Below are 26,481 nucleotides of genomic sequence, written 5' to 3'. Positions count from 1 at the left end.
TCGAATTCCTTCTAGCATTTTGGAATCTCGTGTTTATCAATTAAAAGTCTAAAATTATGAAAATTAAATTCTTTTTTAGCGTAGCAATTTTGATGGTAATTTTTTATTTTTTTTCGTTTTCAGAGACAAATAATACCAATGAAAGCAATCTTTTGGGAAACACGATTCAGCAACGTTTCCACCTGCCTCAGGGATTTGTCAGAGAAGAGGAGTCTAAAACTTCATTTGATTTCTTTTTACGTAATCTTCCATTAAAACCATCAGGTTCAAATGTTTTGTATTTTGATGGAACTATAAAACCAAATCGGAATGTTTATGATGCGGTTGTGGATTTACCTATTGGAAAACAGGATTTGCATCAATGTGCTGATGCCGTGATGCGTTTACGGGCAGATTATTTTTATAGCCAAAAACAATACGATAAAATACATTTTAATTTTACAAATGGTTTTCGAGCTGATTTTAGTAAATGGGTCGAAGGTTACAGAATTGCAGTTAAAGGCAATAAAACTAGTTGGGTTAAAACTGCAAAACCATCTAATAGTTATGAAACTTATTGGAAATATTTAGAGACGGTTTTCATGTATGCAGGAACGGCTTCGTTAGAAAAGGAACTGAAACCAATTAATGTTTCAGACATAAAAATGGGGGATGTTTTTATAAAAGGTGGCTTTCCAGGTCACGCTGTTATTGTAGTTGATATGGCTGTGAATCCAAAAAACAATCAAAAAATTATGCTTTTAGCACAAAGCTATATGCCAGCGCAGGAAATTCAAATATTGAAAAATCCAAATAATAGTTCGTTGAGTCCTTGGTACGATGCCGATTTTGGAACTTCTCTGAAAACCCCCGAATGGACTTTTAGTTTATCACAATTAAAACGTTTTTAAATGAGACGATTCTTTTTTTTAGTCCTTATATTTCAAAATGCTTTTTCTCAAGAAATTCCGTTGAATGTTCAAAAATTAATTAAAGCATATCCAGATCAGATTGTTGGTTATAAAGACAATAGGATTATTTTTAGTGATAAATCAACTTTAGTTTATGATGATTTTAAAAGTAAAACGAATCAAGAATTATTAGATAATCCTGATATTGAAGATCAATTTAAGTTTGTTTATAATAAAGCAAGTAATAATTTAATTCCAAAGGAAGATCCGGGAAGAATTCGAAATGAAGCTTTTTTTAAGAAAATTTACGGAAATTCAAAATCAGAAGTTGAATCAAAAATGACTGAAATTATTTGGTGTCCGAAATTAGTCAATCAGAAAATAAAAGTTACAACCGTAAATGGAATTGATAAAATAGTAAAAAAACTGGCAGCAGAATTAGATAATAATCCAGAATTTAAAAAATACATTAGTGCTATTGGAGGCACATTTAGTTGGAGAAAAATTTCAGGAACAAACCGATTGAGTATGCATAGTTATGGAATGACAATAGATATTAATGTCAAAAATTCCAATTATTGGCAATGGGATTGTAAATGTAAGAATGAAGAAGTTGCTCTTTCGTATAGAAATGAAATTCCCCTCAAGCTAGTTTCAATTTTTGAAAAATATGGATTTATTTGGGGAGGAAATTGGAAACATTATGACACAATGCATTTTGAGTATCGACCTGAACTTTTGTTGTAAATTTTAAAATTATTTTTTTGCAAAAGAATATCAAGGAGGAAAGTGGATTTCGCATTTAAAATTTATGATTATGGATTTCAGGCTAAAAGTATTTTATACCGTTGCACTCCGCCTTAATTTTACTAAAGCGGCAACCGAATTGTATATCACTCAGCCAGCTGTTTCAAAACATATTCAGGAATTAGAGGAAACTTATAAAACAAAACTGTTTGAACGAAACGGTTCTAAAATAGCTTTGACTCCAGCCGGAGAAATTCTGCTAAAACATACCAAAGACATTTTTGAAATTTATCGCGAAATAGATTTTGAAATGAGCTCGTTTATCAGCGAACGTCAAGGTTTACTGCGATTAGGTGCGAGTACTACTATTTCGCAATACGTTATTTCGCCAGTTTTGGCGCGTTTTCATCAGAAACAAAAAGATATTAAAGTCAATTTGCTAAATGGAAATACGGAACAAATCGAAAATGCCTTAATCAATAAAGAAATCGAAATCGGAATTGTTGAAGGACAGTCTAAAAATCAGTCGATTAAATATATTCCATTTTTGAAAGACGAATTGGTTTTGGTATGCAGCAGCAAAAATCCGTTGGCAAAACAAAATGAAATTTCAGTACCCGACTTGAAATCAATGAAGTTCATAACTAGAGAACGTGGTTCTGGAACACTTGAAGTTATTGAATTTGCATTAAAAAAAATCAATTTAAAACTTTCCGATCTACAGATCGAAATGCAATTAGGAAGTACAGAAAGTATAAAATCGTATCTGCTAAATTCAGATTGTTTTGCTTTTATGTCGATTCATGCAGTAAGCAATGAGTTGAAAAACAAAGAATTAATTGTTTTAGATGTCGAAAATATAACCATCGAACGTTATTTTTACATCATCACTTTATTAGGGAAAACAGATCCACTTTCGGAATTATTTATTCAGAATATTTCAAATCACTATAACTTGAAGTTATAGCGGATTGTTATTTGCAATTGGCGATTTTCGTTTAATCGACCGAACTTTGCAAAGTAAATATCAATTATATTATTTTGAAAACGCAACAACATTCCGCTTCGCAATTACTTGAAATTAATCAATCAGTACAACAATTAATTTTTGGATTAATAGTTTTATCGTGTTTACTATCTATAATTTCGCCACCAATTGCATTATTACTTGGAGTTATCATGGTAAATGTTTTTGGAAACCCTTTCGTTGAATTTAATAATAAGGCAATTACATTTTTATTGCAGTTTTCTGTCGTTGGTTTAGGTTTCGGAATGAACGCTTCTAGTGCAGTTTCAGCAGGAAAAGAAGGATTCATATTGACGGTATTTTCAATTTTCAGTACTTTGATTTTTGGTTTTCTTTTGGGAAAATGGCTTAAAACTGAGAAAAAAACGTCGCATTTAATTTCATGCGGAACGGCAATTTGCGGTGGAAGTGCAATTGCTGCGATTTCACCTGTAATAAAATCAAATGAAAATCAGACTTCGATCGCATTGGGTGTCATTTTCATATTGAATTCGATTGCATTATTTGCTTTTCCTTTTATCGGACATCAACTAAATTTATCGCAACAAGATTTTGGTTTATGGTGCGCGATCGCTATTCATGATACCAGCTCTGTAGTTGGTGCAGCCAATAAATATGGTGCTGAAGCTTTGCAGGTAGCAACGACCGTAAAACTTGCGCGAGCTTTGTGGATTATTCCAATTTCGTTAATTACAGCATTTGTTTTCAAAAATAAAAACTCAAAAATCAAAATCCCTTATTTTATTGGATTCTTTATTTTGGCGATGTTGCTGAATTCTTATGTTTCAACTATTTCTGTTTTTGCTCCACATATTGTAAATGTTGCAAAAATTGGATTGACTATAACCTTGTTTTTAATTGGAGCTACTTTAAATTTTAATACTTTAAAAACAGTAGGAGTAAAGCCTTTGTTGCAAGGTGTGTTTCTTTGGTTTTTTATTGCAATTCTGGCATTAATCGCTATTTTATATTTGAAGTAAGATTTATTTTGCGTTTGAAATTGTTACAACTGGCTTACCAATCATTTTGTAAAATTTCCCTTTGAATTCGTAGCGTCTTTCAATTACAAAATCAAATTGCTTTTTGGTTTTAGCTATTGTAGCAAGTTCCTGTGGCAAATCAACTTCATAATCATCTTCTGTATTTTTGGCTTTTTTATAAGAACCAGTCGTTTTGATTATAAAATCTCGGAAAAACTTTTTATTGTTATCTGTAACTACTTTATAAGAGCTTGACCAGTTTGTGCTTGGGCTATTCGAAAGTGTATAATAATCTATTTCCATTAAAGGCTGATACTTGCCATCAAATCCAGCAATCAAATATAAGTAACCATTATAAGGTGCGCCCGGACCTCCATTTGCATGCCTAATTGTTAAAGCATACTGATCTTCTCCAATTTCAACAAGTTTTGGTTGTGGTGCTTGGGCGAATGAACCAAATGCTGCAACTGCAGGCTGAAAAGATTTCATTTCCCAGATATTTCCATTTTTAGAAAATTTGGCAATACTGATTAATCCGCCAGTAAATCTGCTGGTTTGTAGTCCATCTGCGTCATAAACAGAATGATTGAATACAAACAATTTGAATTGATTTCCCTTTGAATCAGAATAATCAATATTTTCAAGAAGTCTTGTTGCAACTCCTTCAATGTAAGGAAATAATTGATCTCCTTCGACGCCATTTACATCTAAATAAGAAGATGGTTGACAAGATTTACATTTCCAGCTTACAAAAGTATTTTTATCGGATAAATGATATATTTTCCCTGGAAATAATTTTAGCATTGCTTTTTCTGCATCAAGTGGATCAGTAATTTTAAGTGTTCTTTTTGGGTTTAAAATAGTATCGCTGACATTTTTTAATTGGATATCAGCTTCTTGTGCGAATGAAAAAGTCGTTAAGAAAAAAAAGAAATGTAAAGCAACAAGGCGCATAATGATTTTGTTAAATTGTAAAATCAAACTTACAAATAAAAAACGAACCCGAAATGAACTTATGGCACTTATAAAGGCTAAAACAGCTAAAAAATTAAATTAGTACAATCTTAAATAGTATTCTTTGAATTATCCTTAAATTATGTGTAAATTTGCCCCCTCAAATAACAAAAACAAATGAAAAACTTCAGAATGAGACCAAGGTTAATTGCCTTATTTGCTTTAATTATTGGTTTTTTTACTTTATCATGGGGTATTGTAGGCCATGAAAGGATCAACAAAGCAGCTGTAATGGCTTTGCCTAAGCAAATACAAGTATTCTTTTACAATCACATTGATTTTATTACTCAGGAAGCTTCAGTTCCAGATATTCGTAAGTATGCTTTAAATTATAAAGACGAAAATCCAAGACATTATTTTGACATGGAAAACTTTGGCGCAGCTGATGCTTTTCCACAAACATTAGAAGAAGCAAAACAAAAATACGATGCTAAATTTTTGAATGACAACGGAATTTTGCCTTGGTATATTGAAGATATGATGGCGAAGTTGACCAAAGCTTTTAAAGATAAAAACAGAGCTGAAATTTTGTTTCTTGCTGCAGATTTAGGGCATTACATTGGAGATGCGCACATGCCTTTGCATACATCTGCAAATCATGACGGACAATTGAGTGACCAGAAAGGGATTCATTCGCTTTGGGAAAGCAGATTGCCTGAGTTATATGCAAAGAATTATAAATTAAACGTTCCTGAAGCGCAATATTATGAAGATGTTCATAAAGCAGTTTGGGCTATGATTAATGATACGCATAGTTTGGTTAAGCCGTTATTAGATATTGACAAAAAATTGAGAACTTCAACTCCAGAAGATGGTGTGTTTGAAAAAGATGCTGAAGGCAAAATTTTGAAAACCAAATATAATACTGCTGTTTTCTCTAAAGAATATGCTGAAAAATTACATAAAGATTTAAACGGAATGGTTGAATCTCAAATGAGAAAAGCTATTGCAGCAACAGCAAGTTTTTGGTATACTGCGTGGGTGAATGCAGGAAAACCAGATTTAAGCACTTTAGACGCTCCAGCTGTTACACAAAGAAATTATCCAGCTTTACAGGAAGATTTAAAACTATACCAAAAAGGAGATTTATTCGGAATGAAAAATCAAAACGATTAATTTTTGGTTTCACGTTCCATGTTTTAAGTTTCAAGGTTACTTTGGAATTAAATAAAAAGAAAGCCTCAAGTTCTGATGAATTTGAGGCTTTCTTTTTTATACTATTTCTTCTGTGACTGACTTAGTTATTCAGCAGCATAGAGCTTGACATTTTTTAATTTAAAGTCATTGTTCTGGTAACGTTTTTCTTTTAATAAGTATGATGCCGATTGATAGAAAGAAATTGCGTCGTTTACCAAATCGGTTCTTTCTGTCTTCAATGCGGTTTCTTCATACATAATTTGAAATTCTGGAGCAACGCCAGCCATTGGTTTTACTTTTAAGGCATATTGTTTAACAACTTGTTTTGGTGATAAAATTGTCAAAACATTGTCTTTTATCAATCCTAAATCTTGATAAGTTGCGATAAAAGCTCTCGGTTTATAATCGGATTTAAAAACATCTTGGCCGAAAAATTTGCTTTCATAATCAAAATGCAACATTCCAAAAAGTGTTGGCATTAAATCAATTTGCGACATTAATTGGTTGTATTGCGCTGGTTTTTGATTTGGCGTGTAAATAAAAGCTGGAATTCTGTATTTGTCTAACGGAAGTTGTGTTTTTCCGGCACTCGAAGCGCAATGATCAGCCACAATTACAAAAACAGTATTATTGAACCAAGGTTGTTTGCTTGCCATTTCGAAGAATTTTCGAAGTGCAAAATCAGTATATTTTACACCGCCTTCACGGGATTTGATATCTCCAGGAATGTCAATTTTGTTGTTTGGATACGTAAAAGGCCTGTGGTTGCTCACGGTCATGATGTGGTTAAAGAAAGGTTTGTTTTCTTTAGCCTCAGCGTTCATGACTTTGATTGCTTTGTTGTACATGTCTTCATCACAAACGCCCCAAACATTTGAAAATGTTATTTCTTCAGGTGCAAAGCTCGATTTGTCTACGATTTGGTATCCATTTCCGGAATAAAAATCTCTCATATTGTCAAAAAAAGCATCGCCACCGTACATGAATTTCACATTATAGCCTTTCTCTTTGAAAACTGACCCGGTCGAAAACTTGTTTTTATTGTCTTCGCGTTTTACAACACTTTCGCCGGCAGTTGGAGGCAAGCATAAAGTTACGGCTTCAAGACCACGAACAGTTCTGTTTCCGGCCGCGTACAAATTTGTAAACTGCAAGCTTTTTTGTGCTAAGCTATCAAGAAAAGGAGTTATGTTTTGTTTGTTTCCGTAGGCTTTCATGAAATCAGCACTATAACTTTCGATTGTTATTAAAACCACATTTTTATGGTTTTCAAGAGAATCTGCGTTAATGTTTCGAATTGTATTTTCGCCTAAAATTGTAGGAAATTGTTCTTTTAGATTCGCGAATGCCTCATTTTTAGGCAATGTTTTGTAAAACTTGAAGTAATCTAATTTGTTGTTTTGGAAAGCCAAGTAAAACTTGTATATGCCGTTTGACTGCAATTCATTAACAAAAACATTTTTAGAATTTTCAGTTTTTGACATTGTTGGAACTGCGAATAAAGAAATCAAAAATAAACCTAAATAGATTCCTGAAATTTTTAATTTCTCTTTTAAATTCGGGATGTCTTCAATGTAATTTTTAGATCTTTTTAGGATAAAATAAGTTATAGTAGCTGTTACAATAAAAAGAACAGAAAATATAGGAATAACAGGATAAGATTGCATGATGTTTCCAATTACTTCATTTGTATAAATCAAGTAATTCACTGCAATAAAGTTGTATTTCACTCCAAATTCATTCCAAAAGAAATATTCACTTAAGCCATTTTGAAGAATCAATAAAACGTAAAGGAAGATTACAAAAGCAAAAAGCCAAAATCTGATTTTATCTCTCCATTTTGGAAGAAAAAGCAATAAAGCAAAAAGCAACGTTTTTATTCCAACAAATATTAAAACAATTCGAGGCAAAGCGCCACCATATTCATCTAAAATACTTTTCCCTGAGGCAATGTATAAAAGTAAAGCAATAAATCCGCCCAGAATGATGTATCCGTATGGCTTGTCGTACTTTATATTGGAAATAAAAATTAAATAAAGCCATAAAAATCCACTCGCCAATACAAAAACGAAAAAATCAGAAACCAATCCTAAGCTGAAAATCTTCAAGCTTTCAATGATTGTAAAGGAACTCTGTGTTATTGGGTGGAAAAAAAGAACAATTCGCAAAAGGAAACTAATCAAAAAATAGAAAGCTGCGAGATTGTAAAAAGGTGAAAACTTTTTATAAAAAACCATGGTATTATATTTTATGCAAAATTAATTTGCATTCATGAATGACAGATGAAGATATGCTTTTACCTTGCTTAGCGTTAACTTAATGTTGTCTTAAGATGATTAAATTGGTTTATTCTGCTGGGCTGTCGGTATTTCTAAGGATGAAAATTTTTATCTTTGACAAACCAAAATTTGAATTAATTTTAATCTAAATCTTAAATACATGCATATTTTAATAGTTGAAGATGAATTAGGAATTGTGCAGTTTCTGCAACAAGGACTTCAAGAAGAAGGTTATTTGGTGACTACAGCCAATGATGGTTCAAAAGGCTTTGAACTGATTCAGAATCATCAATATGACCTGATTTTACTAGATTGGATGTTGCCTAAAATTAATGGTTTGGATTTATGCAAAGCAATTAGAATCAAAGATCAGCATACGCCCATAATTTTCTTGACGGCAAAAGATACCGTACAGGAAACAATTGCAGGCTTGAAAGCCGGTGCAAATGATTATATCAAAAAGCCTTTCAGTTTTGAGGAGCTTGTGGAACGTGTTAAAATTCATTTTAGACATAAAAAAGGAGATCAAGAATTAACGCTTGGAACTATAAAAATTGATTTGGGAAAGCATATTGTCCTTAAGGATGATGAAGAAGTGGCACTCACACAAAGAGAGTTTGAATTATTGACGTACTTGATTCAGAATAAAGGAAAAGTCTGTACACGAAACCAAATTTTGAAAGATGTTTGGGAAATTAATTTTGAATACGATACAGGGGTAATTGATGTTTTTATGAATGCCATCAGAAAAAAGCTCAATTTGAAAATTGAAGAAGACTATATAAAAACAATTCGCGGTATTGGTTATATTGCTAACGATTTATAAATGACACAATTATCATTCAAAAACAGAATTGCTTTAAATTATATCATTACAACTGGATTGTTGATATTGGTGGTTTTTTCAGCAACTTATTTTACTGTAAAATTTACTGTTTACAAGCATATTGATGAAAATTTGATGATTGAAATTAATGATCATTTAAAAGAAGTCAGGATTGAAAATAAGAAAGTGATTTTTATGGATGCCGAAGAGTGGGAAGAGCGAGAACACAATTCTGTCGACGTAAATCCTGTTTTTGTTCAGTTTTTGGATTTGAACAAGAGGATAATTGAAAAGTCGCCCAATCTAAAAAATGAAAAATTAGTTTATCATCATAGCAAAGATCATTATGAATTGTTTGATACCAAATTATTGGGCAATAAAATCAGGCAAATACAGATTCCACTTCATGTAAAATCGAAAAAGGTAGGTTACCTTATTATTGCAATGTCACTTTCAGACTCGTCTAAAGTCTTAAAAAACCTTCTAGATACGCTGCTGATTGCATTTCCAATCATTTTGGTTGTTCTTTATTTAATCGCAAGATTTTTTGCTGGGCGAAGCATTAGGCCAATAAATGCCATTATAAATACATCAAAAATAATTACTAAAGACAATCTAAAAACAAGGATTCCGTTGCCCAAAACAAGAGATGAATTGTTTACGCTTTCAAAGACAATAAACAATTTATTGAACCGAATTGAAGATGCAATTGAACGTGAAAAACAGTTTACTTCTGATGCTTCACATGAGCTACGAACACCTCTCACTGTTATTAAAGGAACACTTGAAGTTTTAATTCGTAAACCTCGTGATAACAAGGAATATGAAGAAAAAATAAATTACTGTATTAATGAAGTGGATCATTTAAATGCGCTCGTAGATCAATTGCTTTTGATGGCACGTTTTGAGAATCAAAAACAGAATATAAAAACGGAGTCGGTTTATTTGAATTCATTGATTTTGGATGTCCTGACATTGAATTCTGAAAAGATCAGGGCGAAAGATATCAATGTGAAATTTGATGCGATTGCCGATTGTTATATTCAGTCGGATACCTTTTTAATGATTACCATTTTAAGGAATATTATTTCAAACGCAATCAAATATACCAATAATGGAGGTAGTATTTTGATTTTGCTTTTGAAACAAAACGGCAAGACTATTTGTAAAATAAAAGATAACGGAATCGGAATTGCGAAAGGTGATTTAGAGTTTATTTTGAATCCGTTTTTCAGGTCAAATTCAACGGATCATCCTGAAATAAAAGGCACTGGATTAGGTTTGTCGATCGTTAAAAGAACTACTGAATTGCTGGATATCAAGTTTAAAATAGAAAGCGAGTTAGAAGAAGGCACAACTGTAATTTTGACTTTTAGTGAGGATTAAGAAAACGTTATCGTAAATTGAAAATCAGCAGTAAAAACGGCACTTGGATTTTTATTTAACAATAAACTTGCGTTAAGTTATATTAAAAATTGCTTTTTTATGAAATTAACTAGTATATTTGCAACCGAATCAAAGAAGTATAAAACAAACCAAACAATGATTTCAAATCAATTACATCATCATCATTTTCATTATTGCTCTCAAGCGATGTGTTAATGGTATGCGTGTAAATCATCATATTTTAAAACCCGTTTGAGTACATCAAACGGGTTTTTTTATACCAATTCTTTGTACTCAAACTATTAATCAAACAACAACTAAAAAAAAATGAGTACTTTAAAAATTGCAATTCAAAAATCGGGTCGTTTAAACGAAGACAGCATTCAAATCCTTAAAGATTGTGGCATTTCAATCAACAACGGAATCGACCAGTTAAAAGCAGAAGCTTCAAATTTTCCTCTTGAAGTTTTGTATCTTAGAAATTCAGACATTCCTCAATATTTAATTGATGGAGTAGTAGATTTAGCTATTGTTGGCGATAATCTTTTGGTAGAAAAAGGAAAAGGAATTGAAGTAGTTCAGAAGTTAGGCTTTTCTAAATGTAAAGTTTCAGTAGCAGTTCCTAAAACCTTCGAATACAATTCGGTTCAAGATTTGGCTAATTTGCGTATTGCTACTTCTTATCCAAACACCGTAAACGAATATTTCAGTAAATTTGGTCTAACTGTTGATATTCACCAAATCTCAGGTTCTGTAGAAATCGCTCCAAATATCGGACTTGCAGATGCGATCGTAGACATCGTTTCAAGCGGAAGCACACTTTTCAAAAACAACTTAAAAGAAGTTGAAGTAATCTTAAAAAGTGAGGCAGTTTTAGCGGTTTCTCCAAAAGTTTCTCCAGAAATTCAAAAACACATTGATACTTTAAAGTTCAGAATTCAGGCTGTTTTAAGAGCTAGAAATTCAAAATATATATTAATGAACGTTCCAAACGATAAAATTGATGCCGTTGGAAAAATCCTTCCAGTTTTAAGAAGTTTGACGGTTCTACCGTTGGCGCAAGAAGGTTGGAGCAGTGTTCACTCTGTAATCGATAAAGATACTTTTTGGGACGTAATCGACCAATTAAAAGAAGTTGGTGCAGAAGGAATTCTAGTTTGCCCAATTGAGAAAATGGTTCTGTAGGGCTTTCGCCCGCTTTAGGCTTTAGGCAATAAGCTTTAGGCCAGATAAGAAAGATAAAAACAAAAGTTAAGAAAGCTTAAAGCCTAGAGCTTATAGCCTAAAGCATAAAAAAATGAATAAAATAGACAATCCAAAATCAGAAACCTGGTCAGAAATATTAAAAAGACCAACTCAAACCATTGATGATATTGAGGTTACGGTAAAAGAAATCTTCAAAGAAGTTCAACGAAAAGGTGATGAAGCTGTAGCAAAATACACTTCAATTTTTGACGGAATTTCATTAGATAATTATGAAGTTTCACAAGAAGAAATTGAAGAAGCCATTAGTTTGATTCCGAGTGAATTGAAAGAAGCTATTGAATTGGCAAAAAACAATATTTATAAGTTTCACAACGCTCAAAAAACAGAAAGAATCTCAGTTGAAACTATCGAAGGAGTAAACTGCTGGCAAGAAAAAAGACCAATTCAAAAGATTGGTTTATATATTCCAGGAGGAACGGCACCTTTGTTTTCAACTGTCTTAATGCTTGCAGTTCCTGCTGAAATTGCGGGTTGTAAAGAAATTGTTTTGTGTTCGCCACCTGATAAAAAAGGAAAAATAAATCCGGCAATTTTGTATGCGGCTAATTTATGCGGTGTGACAAAAATTCTAAAAGTTGGAGGAATTCAAGCTATTGCAGGAATGACTTTTGGAACACAATCAATTCCGAAAGTTTATAAAATTTTTGGACCTGGAAATCAGTTTGTGACGGTAGCAAAACAATTAGCAACGCAATTTGGTGTTGCAATTGATATGCCTGCAGGGCCATCAGAATTGCTAATTGTTGCCGATGATACCGCAGTTCCGGCTTTCGTGGCTTCAGATTTATTGTCTCAAGCAGAACACGGAACAGATAGTCAGGTAATTTTGGTTTCAACTTCTAGAAAATTAATTAATGAAGTTGAAGAAGAAGTGCAATCGCAATTGAATGTGCTTCCAAGAAAAGCAATTGCGGAAAAAGCAATCGAAAATTCAAAATTAATTTATGTTGAAAACGATCAAATTGCTTTAGATTTAATCAATGAATATGGGCCAGAGCATTTTATCATTTGTTCTGAATATGATGACTTCTACTGCAACGGAATCGTAAACGCAGGTTCTGTTTTTATTGGAAACTATACTCCAGAAAGTGCTGGAGATTATGCTTCAGGAACAAATCATACATTGCCAACAAATGGTTATGCTAAAAATTACAGTGGTGTAAATCTGGATAGTTTTATGAAATCGATGACATTTCAGAAAATCACAAAAACGGGAATTTTAGCCATTGGAAAAGCAATCGAAACTATGGCTGAAGCCGAAGGTTTGCAAGCCCATAAAAATGCTGTAACCTTAAGATTAAAGAGTTTAGAGTAAAAGAATTGGATTGAGGATATAGAGTAAAGAAGCAAGAAGAAAGATGATGTGTCTTTTCTCTTTCTTCTTGCTTCTTAAAGAAAAAAAACAAATGAGTGCCTTCGATATAAATACAATAACACGTGAAAACGTAAAATCTTTAAAACCATATTCGTCAGCGAGAGATGAGTTTGAGGATTTTGATACAGCCGAAATGATTTTTTTGGATGCGAATGAGAATCCGTTTCAAAATGGAGTAAATCGTTATCCAGATCCGCAACAGAATTCGGTTAAAGCTATTTTAGCTAAAAATAATTTAATAAAACAAAGCCAGATTTTATTAGGAAACGGAAGTGATGAAGTTTTGGATTTGCTTTTTAGAGCTTTCTGTGAGCCTAATAAAGATAATGTCATTTCGCTTCCACCAACATACGGAATGTATGGTGTTTTGGCAAATATCAATGCGGTTGAAAATAGAGAAATTTTGCTTTCAACAGATTTTCAGCCGCAAGTAGAAAAGATTTTGGAAGCAGTTGATGAGAATACTAAAATCATCTTTTTATGTTCGCCGAACAATCCAACAGGAAATTCATTTTCTGATGAAAGTGTGGTAAAATTGCTTCAAAATTTTAAAGGTTTAGTGGTAATTGACGAAGCTTATATTGACTTTTCAGAGAAAGAAAGTTGGTTGGCAGAAATCGACGCTTATCCAAATTTGGTGATTACGCAAACACTTTCTAAAGCGTATGGTTTGGCTGGAATTCGTTTAGGTGTATGTTACGCTTCTGAAGCTGTGATTGCAATTTTGAATAAAATCAAACCACCTTATAACGTAAACGAACTGACGCAGCAGCGTGCAATTGAACGTTTAAGAGATTCGGATAAAATCAAACAAGAAATAGCTTCAATTATTGAGCAAAGAGAGGAATTACTTAAAGTTTTACTTGAAGTTAGTTTTGTTGAAAAAGTGTATCCTACGGAAGCTAACTTTATTTTAGCAAAGGTAGATGATGCTAACAAAAGATACGATCAATTAATTGAAAAGGGAATCGTAATCAGAAACAGAACAACGCAGCCTTTATGCGAAAATTGTCTTCGTTTTACCATTGGAACAAAAGAAGAAAATGCGGTTGTAATTAAAGAATTAAAACAATTGAAATAACACAACAAGACCTAAGAGGTTTTTAAAACCTGTTAGGTCTGAAACAATACAAAAATGAAAAAAGTACTTTTTATCGATCGTGATGGAACGATTGTTTTAGAACCGGAAGGATATCAGTTAGACAGCTTAGAGAAATTAGAGTTTTATCCAAAGGCGTTTCAATATTTAGCTAAAATTGCCGCTGAATTAGATTATGAATTGGCAATGGTAACCAATCAGGACGGGTTAGGAACAGATAGTTTTCCTGAAAACACGTTTTGGCCGACACAGAATTTCATTCTGAAAGCATTTGAAAATGAAGGAGTTGTTTTTGATGAAATCTTTGTTGACAGAAGTTTTCCGGAAGAAAATGCGCCAACTCGTAAACCAAGAACTGGAATGTTGACAAAATATCTAAACAATCCAGAATATGATTTAGAAAATTCTTTTGTTTTAGGAGATCGCTTGACTGATGTTGAATTGGCTAAAAACCTTGGTGCGAAAGCAATTTTTATGAACGATACTGATGGAGCAGGAAGTACAGAGATTTCATCAAAACGTGATGAATTGAATGAAACAATCGTTTTGCAAACAATGGATTGGAAGAAAATCTATGAGTTTTTGAAATTAGAAGCTCGTTCGGCTTCGATTACTCGTAAAACAAACGAAACAGATATCTATATCAACTTAAATCTTGACGGAACAGGAAAAAGTAAAATCGATACTGGAATTGCGTTTTTCGATCACATGTTGGATCAAATCTCACGTCATGGTCAAATGGACTTAGAAATCCTTGTAAAAGGCGATTTAGAAGTTGATGAACACCACACAATCGAGGATACCGCAATTGCTCTTGGAGAGGTTTTCGCGAAAGCGTTAGGAAACAAACTAGGAATTGAGCGTTACGGATTCTGTTTGCCAATGGATGATTGTTTAGCGCAAGCTGCAATTGACTTCGGTGGAAGAAATTGGCTGATCTGGGAAACGGAATTCAAACGTGAAATGGTAGGCAAAATGCCAACAGAAATGTTCTATCATTTCTTTAAATCATTCACAGACGGAGCAAAAGCCAACTTAAATATCAAAGCAGAAGGAATCAACGAGCATCACAAAATTGAAGCTATTTTTAAAGCTTTCGCGAAAGCAATAAAAGTTGCCGTAAAAAGAGATACCGAAAAAATGATTTTGCCTTCTACGAAAGGAATGTTGTAAAATGCTATAAGCTGTAAGCAATAGGCAATAAGCCTAAAGCATATAGCTTAAAGCTTAAAGCTTTTTAAATGAAAATAGTAATTATAAATTACGGAGCAGGAAATATTCAGAGCATTATGTTTGCTATTGAAAGATTAGGTTTTAAGGCAGTTTTGAGTAACAATCCTGAGGAAATTAAAGCGGCAGATAAAGTGATTTTTCCTGGCGTGGGCGAGGCAAGTTCAGCGATGACCAAACTTCGCGAAAGCGGATTGGATAGTTTGATTCCGCAATTAAAGCAGCCTGTTTTAGGAATTTGTCTTGGAATGCAATTGATGTGCAATAAAACAGAAGAAGGAAATACCGAAGGTTTGGGAATTTTTGATGTTGATGTTTTGAAATTTTCAAACAATGTAAAAGTGCCTCAAATGGGATGGAATCAGATTTATGATTTAAAAACTGATTTGTTCAAGGATATTTCTGAAAATGAATTCATGTATTTGGTTCATAGTTTTTACGCGCCAAATTGCGATGAAGCCATTGCCACAACAAATTATGACGTTGAATATGCATCAGCTTTGCAAAAAGATAATTTCTACGGAACTCAGTTTCACCCAGAAAAAAGCGGTGATGTTGGAGAGAAAATTCTTGGAAATTTTTTGAAAATGTAAATTCAATTTCAATATCAAAAAAAATCAATCAAAATAATAATTTTTGAAAGTTGCGAAGGGACTTTAAGACTTTCGACTTTCAAACTTTAAGACTAACAAAAAATGAGAATAATACCAGCCATAGATATCATTGAAGGAAAATGCGTTCGTTTGTCCAAAGGTGATTATGATACCAAGATAATTTACAATGAAAATCCGCTTGAAGTGGCAAAATCATTTGAAGCGCACGGAATCGAATATCTGCATTTAGTGGATCTTGACGGTGCGAAATCAAGTAAAATTGTCAATTATAAGATATTAGAACAAATCGCAACGCAAACAAGCTTGAAAATTGATTTTGGTGGGGGATTAAAATCAGATGATGATTTGAGAATTGCTTTTGAAAGCGGTGCAAATCAAATTACTGGTGGAAGCATTGCGGTTAAAAACAGAGCCATTTTCGAAAAATGGATTTCTGAATATGGTTCTGAAAAAATCATTTTGGGAGCAGATGCTAAAGACGAGAAAATTGCCGTTTCTGGTTGGTTAGAAGAATCAAATGAAGATTTGATTCCATTCATTCAAGATTACCAGTCAAAAGGAATTCAGTATGTTATATGTACTGATATTGCAAAAGATGGAATGCTTCAAGGCCCAAGTTTTGATCTATACAGCAAAATTTTAGAAGAAGCAAAAGGAGTAAAATTAATCGCTTCAGGAGGAATTTCAACTTTCGACGAATTACCAAAATTAGCGGAATTAGGTTGTGAAGGAACCATTATCGGAAAAGCGATTTACGAAGGAAGAATCAGCTTAAAACAACTAGAGAACTTTATAATTAGTAAATGAGAAAATGAGTCAATTAGATAATTATTTAGCGATCGCATAAAATTATCTAATTATCTAATTCTCAAATTGACACATTAAAAATTAGAAAATTTGATAATTAGATAATTTACAGATTGCGTAGAATAATTATCTAATTGACTAATTATCTAATTAACACATTAAACAAATGTTAGCAAAAAGAATTATACCTTGCTTAGATATAAAAAACGGAAGAACCGTAAAAGGCGTTAATTTTGTTGATTTACGTGATGCTGGAGACCCTGTGGAATTGGCTGAAATTTATTCGGCTGAAGGCGCAGACGAATTGGTTTTTTTGGATATTTCAGCAACCGAAGAAAGACGTAAAACACTTGTAAATATGGTGCGAAGCGTGGCAGAAAAAATCAATATTCCGTTTACTGTTGGCGGTGGAATTTCGTCTGTTGAAGATGTTGATATTCTGCTAAATAACGGCGCTGATAAAGTTTCGATCAATTCATCGGCAGTTAAAAATCCGCAATTGATTAATGATTTGGCTCAGAAATTTGGAAGCCAATGCGTTGTCGTTGCAATCGATGCAAAACAAATTGATGGACAATGGATTGTGCATTTAGTGGGTGGAAAAGTGCCAACAGAATTAAATCTTTTCGATTGGGCTGTAGAAGTCGCAGAACGCGGCGCAGGCGAAATTTTATTCACTTCGATGGATAATGACGGAACTAAAAATGGTTTTGCAAACGAAGCTTTGGCCAAACTTTCGGAATTGGTAAATATTCCGATTATTGCTTCTGGAGGAGCTGGAAATATACAGCATTTTGTAGATTCGTTCAAAGAAGGAAAAGCTGATGCAGCTTTGGCGGCAAGCGTTTTTCACTTTAAAGAAATCGAGATTAAAGCTTTAAAACAAGAACTTAGAAATAACAATATAGAAGTCCGAATTTAAGAAAATTCCAATTTTTAAATTCTAAATTCCAATAATCAGAGTTTAAATCTAAAATCTGAACTCTAAAATCTAAAATAGACATGGAAATCGATATCAAAAGCGCACACGGATTAATTCCGGCGATCATTCAGGATTCAGAAACAAAAAATGTTTTGATGCTGGGGTATATGAACGAAGAATCGCTTCAAAAAACAATAGAAACGCAAAAAGTAACTTTCTTTAGCCGTTCCAAACAAAGACTTTGGACAAAAGGCGAGGAGAGTGGCAATTTTTTGAATTTAGTAAGCATTAAAAATGACTGCGATGGTGACACGCTTTTGATTCAGGCAAAACCTGTTGGGCCAACTTGTCACACAGGCGCTGACACTTGCTGGCAAGAGCCAAATTCGGCTAATTATGGTTTTATTTCTCAATTAGAAAATACAATCAAAACTCGTCGAGAAAATGCTGATTCTGAAAAAAGTTATGTAGCGTCTTTGTTCGAAAAAGGAATCAATAAAATTGCGCAAAAAGTTGGAGAAGAGGCGGTTGAAGTTGTTATTGAAGCAAAAGACGATAATGACGATTTATTTCTTAGCGAAAGCGCCGATTTATTATTTCATTATTTGATTTTACTGCAAGCAAAAGGCTATCAGCTAAATGACGTTGTAGAAGTGTTGAAAAAGCGTCAGAAATAGTTAATTTGCGAAAAAATATTTACTAAATTATGTTAAAATGAAAATTATTTTTTTCATATTTACGTAAATATTTTAAATATGGATATCGAAACATTCAGAAGACGTTTTACAGATCATTCAGATGATGATTTAATTTTGATGCTGACTAAAAATGCCAGCAAATACAATCCTGACGCGTTATTTGTGGCAAAGGAAATCTTAATTTCCAGAAATATTGATATCGAAACTATTCTGAAAGAAGAGAAAGAAAATAACCAATCGGAGAAAGAACCTGAAAAAAGACATATTGAGGATCTTTCTCCTTTGGAACAAATCGAATATTTATCCGAAAAAAGACTTGAATTTGAGGAAAATATCGAGGATATCATCGAAAACAGCAACAAAGATTTGACAGATGAAGAACTGCTTCAAAACTTTGAAAGCATTCTCGATAAGATTAATGAAAATGGGAAATTCGGTGAATTTTCAGATGATCATTCTAAAGAAAACTACTTTATTGTCAGTAATATTATCGAACAGCGAAGCATTAAAATTCCAGTTTCAATTCTGAAAAAAATCGACAGTTTAAATAGTCTTGCTCGAAAAGACTTTTCAAGAAAATTTACAAGAAATATTATTATTGGTATTATTCTTTTAACTCTCGGGTTGGTTTTTTCTATAGGAACAGGTGGCGGAATCATTTTTTATGGTGCGGTATTGTCTGGCTTAGGATTTATTGTGAATGGCATTGCAGGGAAAAGACAATTGAAAAGAGGAGCGCAAATCGTGCTTGAGTCTTATGGTTAAATTTTAGTCCGTAACACTATTTTTTATGAAGCTTTTTATTTGTCTATTTTTAGTTTTTCTTTCATCTTTTAATTTTGATTATAAAAAAAGAGAGATGCCTTATCCAATTGTTATCGCAAAAGCAGATTTAATTGTTGACGGAACAGTTTCAAAGGTTTCTAAAAATACTTATGAATTTAAAGTAGATCAATTCGTTAAAGGGAAATCAAATTCAAGAATAAATGTTGTGATTTGGAAAGAATGGCTTTGTGATCCACGAATGAAAGAGCTAAAACCAGGTCAGCGTTTAATTTTGTTTTTGAAAAAAAATGCCTTTGGTACTTTTGATTCCATTAATGATAGCACAGGGGAATTATATATTGATAATGATAATTTCATCAATATTTTTATCGCAAAAGATTTTGTTAATCCAACAATTTTCAAAGAAGGAGTCAAAATGTTTTTGAAAACTTTTACAGCATGTGGTGATTTTAATGACCGATTTTTTGGAGATGGATACTTTTTGTCAAATAAATCGATTTTTGAAATCTATAAGATGGAAGAGGATAATCAGGTTTTTAAATATTTGGTCGATAGGCAAATGAATTACTCAAATATACAGTATAGTACAACTTTGCAATTGAGTAACTAAATAAAAAATCTATTTAAATAGACGGTTTCTTATAATCTGTTAATTACGAATTATGAAAAAAATTATTGGAGCTATTTTGGCAGTCTCTTTTTCTGGTTTTACGGCACATTCTCAATCCATTTTCAGCAAATCAGAATCCTTGACGCATCAAGATACTTTACGCGGAAGCATTACAAAAGAAAGGGCTTGGTGGGATTTGAAATATTATCATTTAGATATAAAAGTAAATCCGTCAGAAAAAACAATTACAGGTTCGAATACTGTTCGCTATACTGTTTTGTCTGAAAACAATAAAATGCAGATTGACTTGCAGGAACCCATGCAGATTTACAAAGTAACCCAAGACGGAAAAGAATTAAAATTTGACCGTGAAGGAAATGCATTTTTTATTTATTTAACCGAAAATCAAAAAGTTGGCGAAACCAAAGAAGTTGTAATTTCTTTTGGAGGAAAACCTAAGGAAGCTGTTAATCCGCCTTGGGATGGAGGAATTACTTGGAAAAAAGATAAAAACGGAAAAGATTTTATTGCTTCATCTTGTCAAGGTCTTGGCGCGAGCGTGTGGTGGCCATGCAAGGATCATATGTATGATGAAGTCGAAAATATGATGATTAGCGTTAATGTTCCTGGAAACTTAACTGATGTTTCAAATGGAAGATTAAAAAGCGTTAAAAAAGAGAAAGACGGAACCAAAACGTTCAATTGGTATGTTGCGAATCCCATTAATAATTATGGCGTAAACATCAATATTGGAGATTACGTGAGTTTTTCTGAAAAATTTAAAGGTGAAAAAGGAGATTTGGATTGTATTTATTATGTTTTAAAAGATAATTTGGCTGTTGCCAAAGAACATTTTAAAGATACTCCAAGAATGCTGAAAGCTTTTGAAAACTGGTTTGGGCCTTATCCTTTTTATGAGGACAGCTACAAATTGGTTGAAGCGCCTTATTTGGGAATGGAGCACCAAAGTTCTGTTACGTATGGAAATGGATTTCAAAATGGTTATTTAGGACATGATTTGAGCAGAACTGGCTGGGGTTTAAAATTTGATTACATCATTATCCATGAGTCTGGACATGAGTGGTTTGCTAATAATATTACCTATAAAGACATTGCTGATATGTGGATTCACGAGAGTTTCACTAATTATTCAGAAGCATTGTTTGTGGAATATTATTATGGAAAAGATGCGGCGAATGCTTATGTAAAAGGATTGAGAAAAGGAATTAGTAATAATGCGCCAATTATCGGAATTTATGATGTGAACAAGGAAGGTTCTGGCGATATGTATCCAAAAGGCGCTAACATGTTGCATACCATTCGCCAACTTGTAAATGATGATGATAAGTGGAAAAGTATTCTCCGTGGCTTGAATAGTACTTTTTATCATCAAACCGTTACAACCAAGCAAATTGAAGATTATATAAGTGTGCAATCTGGAATTAATTTGGAACATGTTTTTGATCAATATTTAAGAACGGTACAAATACCAACTTTAGAATATTTTTTCGCTAATCATAAATTAGGTTTTCACTGGATCAACTGCAATTCAAATTTTGACATGCCTGTGAAAGTTACTTTAAATGGCGTTGAAACTTGGTTAAAACCAACTGCAGAATGGCAGGAAATGAATGTGAAAGGAGAACAGAATGCTTTAGTGGTTGACAAGAATTTTTATATCATAGAATCGAATTTGAATAATTAAATTCTGTAAACGTTTAAAAATCAATCCCGATAAGAGTTTTTGACTTTTGTCGGGATTTGTTTTTTTGTTTCAGAAATCATAAAATTTTCAAAAACTTAATCCGTTTGTTTACATTTGCTGAAGACTACATAGGTTTACGTATCTTTTTTTACAAATTTTTAAATAATGAAGAAATACTTTAGTGGCGCTTTTATCGCTTTTTTAGTTGGTTTCGGCGCAAACGCACAAGGACTTTTAAACAAGTCAGAAACTGTTTTTACACATCAGGATACTTTACGCGGGAGCATTACAAAAGAAAGAGCTTGGTGGGATTTGAAATATTATCATTTAGATATCAAAGTAAATCCGTCAGAGAAAACAATTACAGGTTCAAATACTGTTCGTTATACTGTTTTGTCTGAAAATAACAGAATGCAGATTGATTTGCAAGAACCGATGAATATCACGAAAGTGACTCAAAATGGAAAAGATTTAAAATTTGAAAGAGACGGAAATGCTTTTTTTATCACTCTGAATGAAAAGCAAAAAGTTGGAGAAACAAAAGAAATTGTAGTTTCTTTTGGCGGAAAACCTAAAGAAGCAGTAAGACCGCCATGGGACGGAGGAATTACTTGGAAAAAAGATAAAAACGGAAAAGATTTTATTGCTTCATCTTGTCAAGGACTTGGGGCAAGCGTTTGGTGGCCGTGCAAGGATCATATGTATGATGAAGTCGAAAATATGTTGATTAGCGTAAATGTTCCGGGAGATTTGACGGATGTTTCAAACGGAAGATTAAAAAGCGTTAAAAAAGAAAAAGACGGAACTAAAACTTTCAACTGGTATGTTTCAAACCCAATCAACAATTATGGAGTAAACATCAATATTGGAGATTATGTGAATTTCTCTGAAAAATATAAAGGAGAAAAAGGCGATTTAGATTGTAATTATTATGTTTTAAAAGATAATTTGGCTTTGGCTAAAGAACAATTTAAAGATGCGCCAAGAATGCTGAAAGCTTTTGAAAACTGGTTTGGTCCTTATCCTTTTTATGAAGATAGCTACAAATTGGTTGAAGCGCCATATTTAGGAATGGAGCATCAAAGTTCTGTTACTTACGGAAATGGCTATAAAAACGGTTATTTAGGACGCGATTTAAGCGGAACAGGCTGGGGCTTGAAATTCGATTTTATCATTATCCATGAGTCTGGACATGAGTGGTATGCAAATAATATTACATATAAAGACATTGCAGATATGTGGGTTCATGAAAGCTTTACGAACTACTCTGAAAGTCTTTTTCTAGAATATTATTATGGAAAAGATGCCGCTGCGGAATATATAGTTGGATGCCGAAAAAACATTAAAAATGATACTCCAATTATTGGTCATTATGATGTAAACAACGAAGGCTCTGGGGATATGTATCCAAAAGGAGCTTCAATGCTTCACATGATTCGACAAGTAATTAATGATGATGCAAAATGGAAATCGATTTTGAGAGGAATGAACAAAAAATTCTATCATCAAACGGTTACCGGAAAGCAAATTCAGGAGTACATCAACGAGCAATCTGGAATTAATTTCAACAGAGTTTTTGCGCAATATTTGACTACAACTCAAATTCCGGTTTTTGAATACATGTTCAAAAATGGAACTTTTGGTTACCACTGGACAAACTGCGTTGCAAAATTTGACATGCCTGTACGAGTAAAATTAAACGGTGTTGAAATGTGGTTGAAACCAACAACAGAATGGCAATCTGAAAAAACGACAAATGAAGATCGAAAAGTAGAAGTTGATAAAGATTTTTATGTAACGACTTCTAATATAGTCGAATAAAAATTCGACAAATTCCAATAAAAAAATCCCAAATTCCAAGTCCGAGATTTCGGTGGTAATTTGGGATTTTTTATCTTTAATAGTAAACCCGACAAGTTTTAAAAACCTGTCGGGTTTGTTGTGTATGCGTAAAGTTTGTCATTTCGACGAAGGAGAAATCTCCGCAAGCAGCTCTACAAAGATTGGCGATTCATGTTGCGGAAATGCTAGTGCGATTAGCTTCGCCTGTTCACTATCGCTCGAGTCTCCTTCGTCAAAATGACAAAAAGGCCTGAAAAACTATTTTTCAGACCTTTTATTGGAATTTGGAATTTCAAAAATTGGAATTTCAAAAAACCTATCGACTATTCAGCCTAGCTTTTTCCTTAATTATATCAGCAATTTTTCGATTCTCGATTTTGCTTTCAAGCCACGAAATAATATCTAAATATAAGAAAGCCCTTTTTTCGTAAGTATTCTTCTCGAGTTCCACAAAACGCGCATGCATTTTTTTGAATTCCTTTTTGATATCTGCAGGATAAAAATTGTTCAAGTTTCTTAAGAATTTGATAATTTCTTTCTGAACTTCATGCAAATCATTCATTTTCAACAAAAACTTATACGTGTTTTTAAGATGATTTTCAAGGTAATAATCTTTCCCAAGCTCATAATGCGCAATCAAAGATAAAAGTCGGGCGAAGCACATTAAATCTTCACGCATTGTTAAGTTTTTATTGTTGATGATTTTATCTAAATAATTGATGCACTCGTTGTATTTTTCATTTCCGAAGTAAATTGAAGCAATTTTGTAGAAAAATAACATTTCGTGATGCTCATCAAGATGTTCACTGTGAAGTTTTAGTTTTTCTAAAATCTCCGGAATCAAGTATTCGCTTTCCGCAAAAGTACCTTCCAGAATGTGCAAATTCAATTTATTATTATAGATATACAAAAATGATAGTGATGCAATGTTATCGTTTACTGGAAATCTGGGATCAGCAATTGTTTCTTCTAAAAGCGTCAAATATTTCTTGAAATTCGACTTATATTTCAACATATAAAGCGATTCCAAGAAATAATGATTTCCTTTTAAGAAAAACACCGGATTCAAATAAATCATATTCGGGTTGTCATAAAACAAAGTCACCCATTTATAAGCGTATTTATAACTCGCTAAGAAATCCTGAACCAAGAAACTGCGCCATAAATTGGCATTATAGAACCAATATTTCTCTCTGAAACCAAATTTGCTTTCGTCAAGTTTTGCAATATGTCGATTGAAATAATCGTCTATATATTTATATTCGGCGTCACTTTTTACATAGCCGGTTTTCAACATGATTCCGTACAGCTGAAGCGACAAATTCGATAATTTGCTTGAAATAGTGTTTCGGTAATTCAATTCTTTTGCCTGGATTACAAGTTCATCAGCACGGCCTTGAATACTTCGGGTAATGTATTGTGATTCGATCAGTTTTTCGAATTCTACAATCTCATACGCCATATATTTTTCATCATTTTCTAAAGCTTGCTGTTTTGTTTTATCCAGAATTTTCAAACTCTGTTTGTACAAACCTTTATTATAAAGAATAACAGCAAAATCTATTTGTTCGCGCAATTGATAGCGAATATTTTGGCTCGGAATATTCAAACGAATACTAACAAGAATTTGTTTGTATAAGTATGATTTTAAGTTAGATAACTGAACTTTTTTGATGCTCCCGCTTTTTAAAATAAGCTTTTCATCATAAGTTTCAGATTTATCTAAAATATTAAAAAGTTCGATAAATTTTGTGTTCGAACTAGTTTCTAAGCGACTCGCAAAAATTTTAAATTGTCTTTTTTCAGATTTGGAAAGCGATTTAATCAGAACAAATAAGAAATCTTTTTGATGGTTAGCCATTGTAAAAAATAATAATATAACTTATTGATTATGAAATAGTTAACTGCTTATAAAATGTTTTATGAACAGTATAATTTCATTAAAATGAATTTCGTACTGCATAAGTACAATATATATTTGTTATCACAATGTGAAATTACATTAAATTAATGAATATGAATAGAGAGAAAGTTCAAATTTTTGACACCACTTTGCGCGATGGTGAACAAGTTCCAGGATGTAAGTTAGATACTAATCAAAAATTAGTTATCGCAGAACGACTAGACAAAATGGGAGTTGATATTATCGAGGCAGGTTTCCCTGTGTCAAGTCCGGGCGATTTTTTATCGGTCTCTGAGATTTGTAAAATTGTAGAAAATGCAACCGTCTGCGGATTGACAAGAGCCGTGAAAAACGACATTGATGTTGCTGCAGCTGCTTTAAAGCATGCGAAGAAACCTAGAATCCATACCGGAATCGGAACCTCAGAATCTCATATCCTCCACAAATTACAAACTACGCCTGAAGATATTATTGCAAGAGCGAAATTCGCAGTAGCTCATGCAAAATCATATGTAGAAGATGTTGAATTCTATGCAGAAGATGCTGGTAGAACTGATAACGCTTTTTTAGCAAAAGTTTGCGAAGAAGTAATCAAATCTGGAGCGACAGTATTGAATATTCCTGATACTACAGGATATTGCCTTCCAGAAGAGTACGGAGCAAAAATTAAATATTTGAAAGAAAACGTAAAAGGAATCGAAAACGTAACTCTTTCATGCCACTGTCATAACGATTTAGGAATGGCTACGGCAAACTCTATTGCTGGTGCAATTAATGGTGCAAGACAAATTGAATGTACAATTAATGGTATTGGAGAAAGAGCTGGAAACACTGCACTTGAAGAGGTGGTAATGATTTTCAAACAACATCCATATTTGAATTTAGATACAAACATCAATACAAGAGAATTAAACGAAATGAGCCGTTTAGTTTCTGAGAGTATGGGAATGATTGTACAGCCAAATAAAGCAATCGTAGGAGCAAATGCTTTTGCACACAGTTCTGGAATTCACCAAGATGGTGTAATCAAAAACAGAGCGACTTATGAAATCATGGATCCGCTTGATGTTGGTGTAAACGAATCGTCAATTATTTTGACAGCAAGAAGCGGAAGAGCGGCTTTGGCTTATAGAGCTAAAAAAGTGGGTTACGAATTGACAAAAGTACAATTGGATATTGTATATGTTGAGTTCTTGAAATTCGCTGATATTAAAAAAGAAGTTGTTGATGCTGATATTCATCAAATTATTGAAGCTTCAAAAATTCAAGCAGAATTAATAAGAGGTTAGTCTGCTAGAGTAAAGAAGTTAGAAGAAAGAGTAAAAAAAAGAAAAAGAT

General features: G+C 32.9%; 24 protein-coding genes. 20 read left to right on the top strand and 4 right to left on the bottom strand.

Going from position 1 to position 26,481, the window contains the following annotated elements; all coding sequences use genetic code 11:
• Positions 1-56 precede the first annotated feature (56 nt).
• The 4 genes from AAYQ19_RS19935 (at position 57) to AAYQ19_RS19920 (ending at position 3,644) form a co-directional block, all read left to right on the top strand.
• Positions 57-890 carry a DUF4846 domain-containing protein gene (locus AAYQ19_RS19935; protein ID WP_343538749.1) on the top strand — a complete coding sequence of 278 codons (834 nt, stop codon included), beginning with the start codon at positions 57-59 and terminating at the stop codon, positions 888-890.
• Entirely contained in the window at positions 891-1,637 is a 747-nt protein-coding gene (locus tag AAYQ19_RS19930) for a M15 family metallopeptidase (RefSeq protein WP_343538746.1), read from the top strand. It begins immediately after the preceding gene.
• A 70-nt stretch (positions 1,638-1,707) separates the two neighbouring features.
• A complete protein-coding gene (locus tag AAYQ19_RS19925) occupies positions 1,708-2,604 on the top strand; it encodes a LysR family transcriptional regulator (protein ID WP_343538744.1) in 897 nt (298 codons plus the stop codon).
• A gap of 74 nt (positions 2,605-2,678) precedes the next feature.
• A complete protein-coding gene (locus AAYQ19_RS19920) occupies positions 2,679-3,644 on the top strand; it encodes a YeiH family protein (RefSeq protein ID WP_343538742.1) in 966 nt (321 codons plus the stop codon).
• 3 nt (positions 3,645-3,647) lie between these two features.
• Here the strand turns inward: AAYQ19_RS19920 and AAYQ19_RS19915 are convergent, their stop codons facing one another.
• Positions 3,648-4,598: a hypothetical protein gene (locus tag AAYQ19_RS19915; RefSeq protein WP_343538740.1), complete on the bottom strand. Its 951-nt coding sequence runs from the start codon at positions 4,596-4,598 to the stop codon at positions 3,648-3,650.
• A 177-nt stretch (positions 4,599-4,775) separates the two neighbouring features.
• Here AAYQ19_RS19915 and AAYQ19_RS19910 point away from each other — a divergent pair, with 177 nt between their 5' ends.
• The gene (locus AAYQ19_RS19910; RefSeq protein ID WP_343538739.1) at positions 4,776-5,774 is read left to right on the top strand and encodes a zinc dependent phospholipase C family protein; all 999 of its coding nucleotides are present in this window, start codon (positions 4,776-4,778) and stop codon (positions 5,772-5,774) included.
• A 125-nt stretch (positions 5,775-5,899) separates the two neighbouring features.
• On the opposite strand, the gene AAYQ19_RS19905 is transcribed toward AAYQ19_RS19910, so the two are convergent.
• Entirely contained in the window at positions 5,900-8,032 is a 2,133-nt protein-coding gene (locus AAYQ19_RS19905) for an LTA synthase family protein (RefSeq protein WP_343538738.1), read from the bottom strand.
• A gap of 202 nt (positions 8,033-8,234) precedes the next feature.
• Between AAYQ19_RS19905 and AAYQ19_RS19900 the strand changes: the two genes are divergently transcribed.
• Both AAYQ19_RS19900 and AAYQ19_RS19895 read left to right on the top strand, forming a co-directional pair.
• The gene (locus tag AAYQ19_RS19900) at positions 8,235-8,900 is read left to right on the top strand and encodes a response regulator transcription factor (RefSeq protein ID WP_343538737.1); all 666 of its coding nucleotides are present in this window, start codon (positions 8,235-8,237) and stop codon (positions 8,898-8,900) included.
• A complete protein-coding gene (locus AAYQ19_RS19895) occupies positions 8,901-10,286 on the top strand; it encodes a sensor histidine kinase (protein WP_343538736.1) in 1,386 nt (461 codons plus the stop codon). It abuts the gene before it with no gap.
• A 109-nt stretch (positions 10,287-10,395) separates the two neighbouring features.
• On the opposite strand, the gene AAYQ19_RS19890 is transcribed toward AAYQ19_RS19895, so the two are convergent.
• Complete coding sequence (locus AAYQ19_RS19890) at positions 10,396-10,524, bottom strand: hypothetical protein (RefSeq protein WP_343538734.1); 129 nt, start codon at positions 10,522-10,524, stop codon at positions 10,396-10,398.
• An 89-nt stretch (positions 10,525-10,613) separates the two neighbouring features.
• On the opposite strand from AAYQ19_RS19890, the gene hisG reads away from it, so the two are divergent.
• The 12 genes from hisG (at position 10,614) to AAYQ19_RS19830 (ending at position 23,219) form a co-directional block, all read left to right on the top strand.
• Positions 10,614-11,471 (top strand): ATP phosphoribosyltransferase, encoded by an 858-nt coding sequence (gene hisG, locus AAYQ19_RS19885; protein WP_026729805.1) that lies wholly within the window; start codon positions 10,614-10,616, stop codon positions 11,469-11,471.
• 112 nt (positions 11,472-11,583) lie between these two features.
• The gene (gene hisD, locus AAYQ19_RS19880) at positions 11,584-12,867 is read left to right on the top strand and encodes a histidinol dehydrogenase (protein ID WP_343538730.1); all 1,284 of its coding nucleotides are present in this window, start codon (positions 11,584-11,586) and stop codon (positions 12,865-12,867) included.
• Positions 12,868-12,958: 91 nt separating this feature from the next.
• A complete protein-coding gene (hisC, locus tag AAYQ19_RS19875) occupies positions 12,959-14,008 on the top strand; it encodes a histidinol-phosphate transaminase (protein WP_343538728.1) in 1,050 nt (349 codons plus the stop codon).
• A gap of 54 nt (positions 14,009-14,062) precedes the next feature.
• A complete protein-coding gene (gene hisB / locus AAYQ19_RS19870) occupies positions 14,063-15,199 on the top strand; it encodes a bifunctional histidinol-phosphatase/imidazoleglycerol-phosphate dehydratase HisB (RefSeq protein WP_343538726.1) in 1,137 nt (378 codons plus the stop codon).
• Between the two features lie 68 nt (positions 15,200-15,267).
• Positions 15,268-15,849 carry an imidazole glycerol phosphate synthase subunit HisH gene (hisH, locus tag AAYQ19_RS19865; RefSeq protein ID WP_343538725.1) on the top strand — a complete coding sequence of 194 codons (582 nt, stop codon included), beginning with the start codon at positions 15,268-15,270 and terminating at the stop codon, positions 15,847-15,849.
• 102 nt (positions 15,850-15,951) lie between these two features.
• The gene (gene hisA / locus AAYQ19_RS19860) at positions 15,952-16,677 is read left to right on the top strand and encodes a 1-(5-phosphoribosyl)-5-[(5-phosphoribosylamino)methylideneamino]imidazole-4-carboxamide isomerase (RefSeq protein WP_343538724.1); all 726 of its coding nucleotides are present in this window, start codon (positions 15,952-15,954) and stop codon (positions 16,675-16,677) included.
• 166 nt (positions 16,678-16,843) lie between these two features.
• Complete coding sequence (gene hisF / locus AAYQ19_RS19855) at positions 16,844-17,599, top strand: imidazole glycerol phosphate synthase subunit HisF (protein ID WP_343538723.1); 756 nt, start codon at positions 16,844-16,846, stop codon at positions 17,597-17,599.
• Between the two features lie 74 nt (positions 17,600-17,673).
• Entirely contained in the window at positions 17,674-18,276 is a 603-nt protein-coding gene (hisIE, locus tag AAYQ19_RS19850; protein WP_343538917.1) for a bifunctional phosphoribosyl-AMP cyclohydrolase/phosphoribosyl-ATP diphosphatase HisIE, read from the top strand.
• Positions 18,277-18,354: 78 nt separating this feature from the next.
• Positions 18,355-19,062 (top strand): hypothetical protein, encoded by a 708-nt coding sequence (locus AAYQ19_RS19845; RefSeq protein WP_343538721.1) that lies wholly within the window; start codon positions 18,355-18,357, stop codon positions 19,060-19,062.
• A gap of 94 nt (positions 19,063-19,156) precedes the next feature.
• Complete coding sequence (locus AAYQ19_RS19840) at positions 19,157-19,693, top strand: hypothetical protein (RefSeq protein WP_343538719.1); 537 nt, start codon at positions 19,157-19,159, stop codon at positions 19,691-19,693.
• A gap of 52 nt (positions 19,694-19,745) precedes the next feature.
• Positions 19,746-21,398, top strand: coding sequence for a M1 family metallopeptidase (locus tag AAYQ19_RS19835; protein WP_343538717.1), 1,653 nt, complete (start codon positions 19,746-19,748; stop codon positions 21,396-21,398).
• 165 nt (positions 21,399-21,563) lie between these two features.
• Complete coding sequence (locus AAYQ19_RS19830; protein ID WP_343538715.1) at positions 21,564-23,219, top strand: M1 family metallopeptidase; 1,656 nt, start codon at positions 21,564-21,566, stop codon at positions 23,217-23,219.
• 337 nt (positions 23,220-23,556) lie between these two features.
• Here AAYQ19_RS19830 and AAYQ19_RS19825 read toward each other — a convergent pair whose 3' ends face one another.
• Positions 23,557-25,101, bottom strand: a complete 1,545-nt coding sequence (locus AAYQ19_RS19825) for a hypothetical protein (protein WP_343538714.1) — start codon at positions 25,099-25,101, stop codon at positions 23,557-23,559.
• Between the two features lie 155 nt (positions 25,102-25,256).
• Between AAYQ19_RS19825 and AAYQ19_RS19820 the strand changes: the two genes are divergently transcribed.
• Positions 25,257-26,432, top strand: coding sequence for a 2-isopropylmalate synthase (locus tag AAYQ19_RS19820; protein WP_343538713.1), 1,176 nt, complete (start codon positions 25,257-25,259; stop codon positions 26,430-26,432).
• The last annotated feature ends 49 nt before the right edge of the window (positions 26,433-26,481 follow it).

This window comes from Flavobacterium mesophilum (genome assembly GCF_039581405.1).
GTDB lineage: Bacteria > Bacteroidota > Bacteroidia > Flavobacteriales > Flavobacteriaceae > Flavobacterium.
This window is presented reverse-complemented; position numbering and strand designations above follow the sequence as displayed.